The organism is Bacteroides muris (ex Afrizal et al. 2022), assembly GCF_004793475.1.
In the GTDB taxonomy this organism is placed as follows: domain Bacteria; phylum Bacteroidota; class Bacteroidia; order Bacteroidales; family Bacteroidaceae; genus Bacteroides; species Bacteroides muris.
In genome coordinates this window covers 1-6,909 of sequence record NZ_SRYZ01000083.1, presented here as the reverse complement: position 1 = coordinate 6,909, position 6,909 = coordinate 1, and the positions used below count along the sequence as shown (strand labels likewise).

General features: G+C 43.3%; 6 protein-coding genes. All 6 read right to left on the bottom strand.

Going from position 1 to position 6,909, the window contains the following annotated elements; genetic code table 11:
• Nucleotides 1-93: 93 nt before the first annotated feature.
• Nucleotides 94-1,497 carry a coiled-coil domain-containing protein 22 gene (locus tag E5355_RS19600; protein ID WP_168354391.1) on the bottom strand — a complete coding sequence of 468 codons (1,404 nt, stop codon included), beginning with the start codon at nucleotides 1,495-1,497 and terminating at the stop codon, nucleotides 94-96.
• 206 nt (nucleotides 1,498-1,703) lie between these two features.
• A complete protein-coding gene (locus E5355_RS18635; protein WP_136011502.1) occupies nucleotides 1,704-2,660 on the bottom strand; it encodes a toprim domain-containing protein in 957 nt (318 codons plus the stop codon).
• A gap of 212 nt (nucleotides 2,661-2,872) precedes the next feature.
• A complete protein-coding gene (locus E5355_RS18630) occupies nucleotides 2,873-3,949 on the bottom strand; it encodes an AAA family ATPase (protein ID WP_136011501.1) in 1,077 nt (358 codons plus the stop codon).
• A 14-nt stretch (nucleotides 3,950-3,963) separates the two neighbouring features.
• Nucleotides 3,964-4,272: a DUF3853 family protein gene (locus E5355_RS18625; RefSeq protein WP_136011500.1), complete on the bottom strand. Its 309-nt coding sequence runs from the start codon at nucleotides 4,270-4,272 to the stop codon at nucleotides 3,964-3,966.
• Between the two features lie 223 nt (nucleotides 4,273-4,495).
• A complete protein-coding gene (locus E5355_RS18620; RefSeq protein ID WP_016271975.1) occupies nucleotides 4,496-5,521 on the bottom strand; it encodes a hypothetical protein in 1,026 nt (341 codons plus the stop codon).
• Nucleotides 5,522-5,532: 11 nt separating this feature from the next.
• The gene (locus E5355_RS18615; protein ID WP_123486817.1) at nucleotides 5,533-6,822 is read right to left on the bottom strand and encodes a PDDEXK nuclease domain-containing protein; all 1,290 of its coding nucleotides are present in this window, start codon (nucleotides 6,820-6,822) and stop codon (nucleotides 5,533-5,535) included.
• Nucleotides 6,823-6,909: the final 87 nt, after the last annotated feature.

Genomic DNA, 6,909 nt, shown 5'->3' with positions numbered 1-6,909 from the left:
GCGTCCGACTTATACCCCAAAATTCGATGTTTTCAAATTTTTGTCATGTACTTAAAGTTATTTTATTGATGTTTTGCATTATATAGAACGGAATTATAACTTGAATCCTCTACTTTTTCTTGGTTCTTCCGCTGATTGTCGTAAACCTTGCCGAAGTTTCTCCCATTGCTCTTTGAACCATTCGCCTATCGGTTGCCTGTTTATTGTAAGCACCAGTTTATTATTATCAACCGAACTTTTCTCAATCTTGAAAATATCATTCTTGATTTCAAATCTTCGCCTATGCTCTTCAGAATAGATTTTTCCATTGCATCTGATTGCTTCCTTTTTTGTCAAAAGACTGTTTACCATATCTTTGGTAAATCCGATGGCATAGCAGAGTTTTTCCATTCTCAACATCTCTTTGAGTAAAGGGAACCAGTTGAACGCCTTTTCAAGAATGGTATTCAATCGTGATATTTCCTTGTCTTTGGCTTCAAGCTCTTGATTATGCACTCCTTGAAGATTACGAATCTGTTTGCCATGCTGTTCCTGCATCTGTTGCATACGGACTTTTAAATCGTCAATGCTTTTGTTCCGTTTGGCAATCTCCTGATGCAGTTCCACATTGCTATGTTCCAGCTCTTTCAGTTTTCCGCTGCCGAAAAGAGAACCGACACCGCTTGCTATGGCTGTGGCAGCATCGGTGGCTACGCTTTTGAGTTTGTCGGTGCGTATCTCCGATTTTACCTGTTTGAGTTCCTGTTCGGCAAGCTCTACCTGTTGTTCTTTATGCCGCTTTGCAGCATCTATGCGTTGTAGTTCGGCTTTCTGTTTTTCAATGATGAAGTCATTGCGTTCCAGATGCTCTTTGCCAGTAACATTTTTTGATAGCCCACGTTCCATCATTAGAATGTCTGATGCCAAAGTCTGCATTGCTGTCATATCCTCGTCATTGAGTTTACGGCTCTTTCCTGTATCGTGGTTCATCCAGTCGAATACGATATGGGCATGATAATTCGGCTTGAACCATTTTTCACCCACTTGGAAACTCTCCTTATCTTCTGTATCAGGTTTTCCATCCAGCCAATGCCCCTCATCTTTATGCAGGAAGATTTGTAGTGGCGTGATGCCCCAGCGTCTTTGGCACTCTTCGCCAAATTCACGCACATCTGCCAGTGTGGTTTCCGGTCTGATGAGCAGTACACCCTCACGAATGGGGGAGCATCCTGCCACCTTGATTATTTTACCATTCTTTCCTTTGCGTTCCCGTTCTTTTTCCTGCATGGCACGTCCGGTCTTTTCCTTGACCATCCGTTTGATATTGTCGTAGTGCGTTTGCAGTTCGGGAGTGCCGAAGTTCAGGTTTATCCATTGTTCGTTGTCGGCAGAAAGTTCGGACACAACATAGATTTTGGACACCCCGATGTTTCGTATATACTCGGCAGTCCTTCGGTTGTGTGCCTCGCTCGATGCGATGTTGCAAGGCTTGATATGTATGCTTGATTTTGTTGCCATAGTTTTTTTGTTTACATTAGATTGCTTTGTTCGCTTCCGCAGTGGGGTTCTTAGGGGTGCAACCCATAAGCGGTGATTGCAAAGAGAGGGTCACTCTTTGCTCGGGGTTCTCAGGGGTGAACGCCCTGAGTGGGTCATTAGGGCAAAGCCCTAATCCCCTCGGGAGAGCCCACAACTACGGAAGCGGAGCGTGTAGTTATAGTGGGCTATAACCGAAAGCCGTTCTTCTTTTTCGGTGGCTGACTGTGCGTCCCTTTTACGGATTGGACTTGCCTGTTTCTTTCAGCCTGTTTCTGTAGGTATTCGTTCAAGTCCTTGCATCCGCTGTAGGTTTGCGAAGCGTCACGGATGTATAAATCCCTGCCGTATTCCATACGGATTTGCCGGAGTGCTTCCATCCCTGCACGGTCATTGTCAAAGAAACAATGGATGCGCTCGTAGCTACCCAAAGGATAGAGAGCCTTGCTCACATTCGATACAGCGTTCAATACCATATAATCCTGTCTGTCCAGTTCGGGAAATTTCGGGCAATTTTCCAATCTCAAAGTAAGAAATGAAAGATAGTCCATAAATCCCTCGAACACATAACACGTTTCCCTCGCTGTTCCCGGCTGTCTGATGTGGGAAATATCTTTTGGTGCGATACAACCTTTGAAATATCGGTTGCGGATTTCATGCCCACCCGACACGTTGGGAAAGGCGATGGCGAAATACCGTTTGCCGTTATGGGTGAAGTGCGCTTCACTGCATTCTCTTTTCGCCAGTACAATGTTTATTCCCCTTTCCTGCAAATAGGTGAGTAGGGCAGGAGAAGAAAGCGGCACAATCTCCAGTTGTTGAAAACTCGGTTCGGAAGATGACTGCTTGCCAAAAGAAAAAGAAACAGGACGGATATGTGGAGTCTGTTCCGCAATGCGTTCCAATATATAAGGTATATGGTCGGTAGCATATAAGTGTGAAGCCGGTTCGATGATGCCGCCGCCTTTGCCGAGTGCAAAATCATACCATTGGTTACGCTCGGTATTTACCTTGAACGAGGCTTCAGTTTCTTCCCTTAACGGTGATTTATACCATAGGTTGATACCCTGTTGCTTGACGGGAGAATATCCCAAACTGTGCAGATAATCTGCAATCCTGATTTGCTTGGCTGTCTGTATATCCATAAAATGATTGTTTGAGTAGTTGGTAAATTGGTTTATTTCTCTTTTCGCCCGTACATTTTTATGAAGTACGGTCTGTATAACCACTTCACTAAATTGTCGTATATATAGAATACGGCAATAAAGTGAAGCGGTTTATCCATTCCTTGCATCACTTCGCTTTATCCTTAATATATAGACCCACAGAATAAAGTGAAGCGAGTGCAGGTAACGGGTTAATAGTGGAAGTCGGGCATGAATGTGTATTTTCTGCCGTTCTCCTGCACTATCATCCGTTTGTTGCGAAGCATGGTGATGAGCGGTACCGCCTTTTGATGGTTCAGCTTTACACCTATTGACGTATAGCTTTTGATTAAGGCATCTTCCAGTTCCTTGTAACCGTATTCCTCTTTCAGCCCGAAAACGGCTTCCAATGCGATACGGTGCTGCTGTTCGGTGATATGCCTGTAAGGGTCGAACTTTTCTTCCTCTGGTCTTCCCGGTTTCCTGCTTTCTGTTTTGTAGCCCTCTATGAGTTCTGGGAGGGCACTATCGTTGATGCGAAAGGCAAAAGGCTCGAAATCCATTGCCTGGATGTGCATGGCGGAAACACTGCTTATATCCCCGTTGCTCTTGTCCTTTTCCACCAGCAATACGGTTTCCGCCTTATTGTTCAACTCCGTGCCGATATGCCCTCTCGCATTCTCATCCCCTTTGTTCTGGTGCAGTATCGTATGGATGTGTATCTGCCTGTCGTCCGTCCACTGCATCAGCTTGGATATGATGCGTGTGGATTCGCCGGGGCTGTTGATATCATATACCATGTCACGGATACCATCTATGATTACAAGCCCAATGTCGGGCGTATTATAGATAGCCTGTTCGACAATCTTTATACGCTGCTCAGGTGTGTATTTTCTCAAGGCGAGAAACTCAAGGTTCTCATTATCCCTGTCATCAGGCAAGTCAGCCATCCGTAAAATGCGTTTCATGACTTTCAGGCAATGATAAGGACTTTGCTCCGTATCAACATAAAGCACTTTCCGCTTCCCGTCGGAGAGTTCCGCTACATACCGCAACACTGTGCCATTCTTCAATGCGGCGGCTACAATAGCCGAAACATTGAATGTCTTTTTACTTTTGGCTTTGCCGATGGATGCGCTGAAATTGCCCAATGTCCCAATGACAGAACCATGCACTTTGAGGATTTCAGGTGCTTTCTCATAACTTTTCGACAGACTCAAACGTGAGGCTTGCCAAAGGATTACGGCTTCTTCTGCCGATATGTCCTTAAATTCTTTCATATAGTCCATAGCTATTCCTCCCGTTATTTCCGTCCTCCGGTTTTCTTTCCTGCCAGTTCAAGGGCAAGCTCCACATCCACGATAATCTTGCGTCCTATCTGGGTGATGGCTTTGTCAATCTTTTCGCTTTTCTTGATGCGGTTGGCGGTTGGCAGGCTGCACCCGAACAGTTTGGCTATGCCCAGTATTCCGTACACATACTTTCTTTCTGTGTCCGTAACGGGTCGTGGTTGCGTTTCCGTTTGACCGGAAGCGTGCTTGCTCAGGAATATGAACTCTTCGCCTGTCATCTGCCAGACGGGTTTTAATAATAACTCTTGAAGATTTGTCATCGTTCAATCTATTTAGCCGTTAAACAATCAGCCCTGCGCACTGGCTGTTATCTCTGTTCTCGAACGATGCAAAATTAGGTAGGGGCGTGAGTGGTAAGGATGTGGTTAGTGCAAATGGAATATTTTATTATTTCACTGAATATCAGATAATAAAAATACCACTCAAAAATTAATTTGAGTGGTAAAAGTGGTAATTTCGTAAAATATCAGGGTGTATCACGGATTATCGGAATATTGCGTCCATTTCTTTGGCGAATTTCTGGTTACTGTCACTTGGAAAATCGGAAACAGGCTCTTTGTACTTTGACTTATAGTAGTTCTCGTCAATATCCAGCTGTTTCAGGATTGTATTCTTCCATTTATCTCTGTCTTGTTTGGGCAGTCTTTCACTCATCAGGAATATCAGGTAACACACCCGTATTTTTTCTCGTGCCTTGATTTTTAATTCCTTTTTACAGGAGGATAGGTTCATGTTGGCATAGAAGTCCTGCGTTGCAATATCTTCAAACTGTTCCCCCACACAGACTTTATGAATAAGCGAAAGTAATTCTGCATCGAAATATTCGGATTGCTCCTTTGGCGCATCCTGCTGTTTCTCTTGCTTGCTCGGTTCATCCGGCTTGTCTTTTTCTACGGGAATATATTTTGCCAATATTTCCATAAAATGGAAACTCAGTTTATAAATATCTCCGCAACAGTTCTCAATATATTGGAGAGATTCCTTTCTTGCCTGCCTTTCCAATTCATAAAGCCTGTCCAGTTCTTCTTTTTCCTTCTCATATTCAGCCTTGCAGCGTTCATACTCCTTTTCGGCTTGCTTTTCTTCTTCTGCCGTATGTACCCTGTAGCCAATGGAATCATACCTGTTGTATGCTTCATTCAAAGGCGTGCTTAAATTTTGTGTAACTCTCAGCTGTGCTTCTATATCAGCGTCATATCTGCCAGCGAAGTTGTAGCACACACGGGAAATTATCTCATCATCAAACAATGGATGTTTTTCGTAAATCAGTATGTTTTTCTCTATCTCGGTTCTCAGGCTGTTGAGAACCAGAGTATATTGTTCTTTCGGTTTGTCAAGCACCAGTTCAATGATGGCGGCTTCAAAAGCTTTTGTGTCATTGTATTGCTTGTAGAAGTCCGTGATGAATTTCTGCCTGTCAAAAGAGAAAATATGGCTGATTATAAAGTCGCTGTATATCCGATTGAGTTCGCCATATTGGGGAATCATAATCTGTATTTCTCCTGCCATATACGCTTGGTTTATGGGTTTTTATCTTTATCAAGAAAGGAAGTCAGTTCTTCTTCCACTTCTTCTATGCTTGGCAGGGCCGATTTTAAGTTTTCAGGTATAGCCTTGCTCAACTGGTAATCGCTGATGCCTATCGGCTGGTCGTAGCCTGTCAATGCGTATTGCGCTACAACTTCATCTTTCCCCTTGCACAGCAACAATCCGATAGTCTTGTTGTCATTCTCTCCCCTTAATTTGTCATCCACTACATTGATGTAGAAGTTCAGTTGTCCTGCATACTCCGGTTTGAATGGGGTAGCCTTTAATTCTACTACGATGTATGCGTGTAAGGGAATGGAATACAAAATCAAGTCTGCATAGAAATCGCTGTTACCAATTTGAAAATGCTTCTGCCGGGCAACGAAGGCAAAACCGTTGCCCATTTCCAACAGGTAGCGGGTAACGTGTTTCACCAGCTGTTCTTCAATATCCCTTTCGTCTGCTTTTTCTTTGGCTCCTGCCAAATCAAAGATGTACGGGTCTTTGAGTAGGTAATTGGCAAGGTCGCTTTGTGGAGCCGGAAGTGTGGTCGTGAAATTGTTAACCTTGTTGTTGCTGATTTGTCGGCTATACAAATCACTGTCAATCTGTAATTTTAATACATTGCTGCTCCATCCCATTTCTACGGACTGCTTCATGTACCAGTAGCTTAGACCCAATGGAAGTGAACTGTTAAGCATAATCACATGGCTTGCCCAATTAGTTCTTGCAACAGGTGATGTCATGAATACGCTTTCTATATCCTTAATTTCCATTTGGTAAATATCAGATACAGTTTTGGTAACATTGTGGATTTGTGCAAGAGGTTCTTGCGTGATTATCATTTCTTTGTTATCAGCAGATTGAATTTGCGCAAGAGGCTCTTGCGTAAATTGAAAATCGTTTAAGAAGTGTACTTCATCCTCAATTTTCTTCACGTTTGGTGCTATCAGGCTTGCATCCGTTTCTATGAAACTTTGCAACGCTCTTAAAGGATATGCCTTTGCAAACTGACACATATAGGTAAGGTTGCGTTCCGAATAACCTTTCTTTTCGGGATAATTGAATCGGATAGCCTTTGCCAATTGTTTGATGGTTTTGCTTCCCCATCCGTGCAGTTGCTGATGATAGAGAATATAGTTGCCCATTTTCCAGTAATGGAACAACATTTGCGCATTGGCAGCGGTAATCAGCCGTACTTGCGCCTGTTGTATTTCCGAACCGACAGCATTTATAAATGCATCAAAATTCGTCTTTTCTATGTTATGTCCGTTGTTGCTCATCTTATGATATTTTCAGAATACAAATATAATTCGTAACTATTCAGCGAGAACAAAGGATACGAAGAATTAGCCCGTCAGTTTAGACGA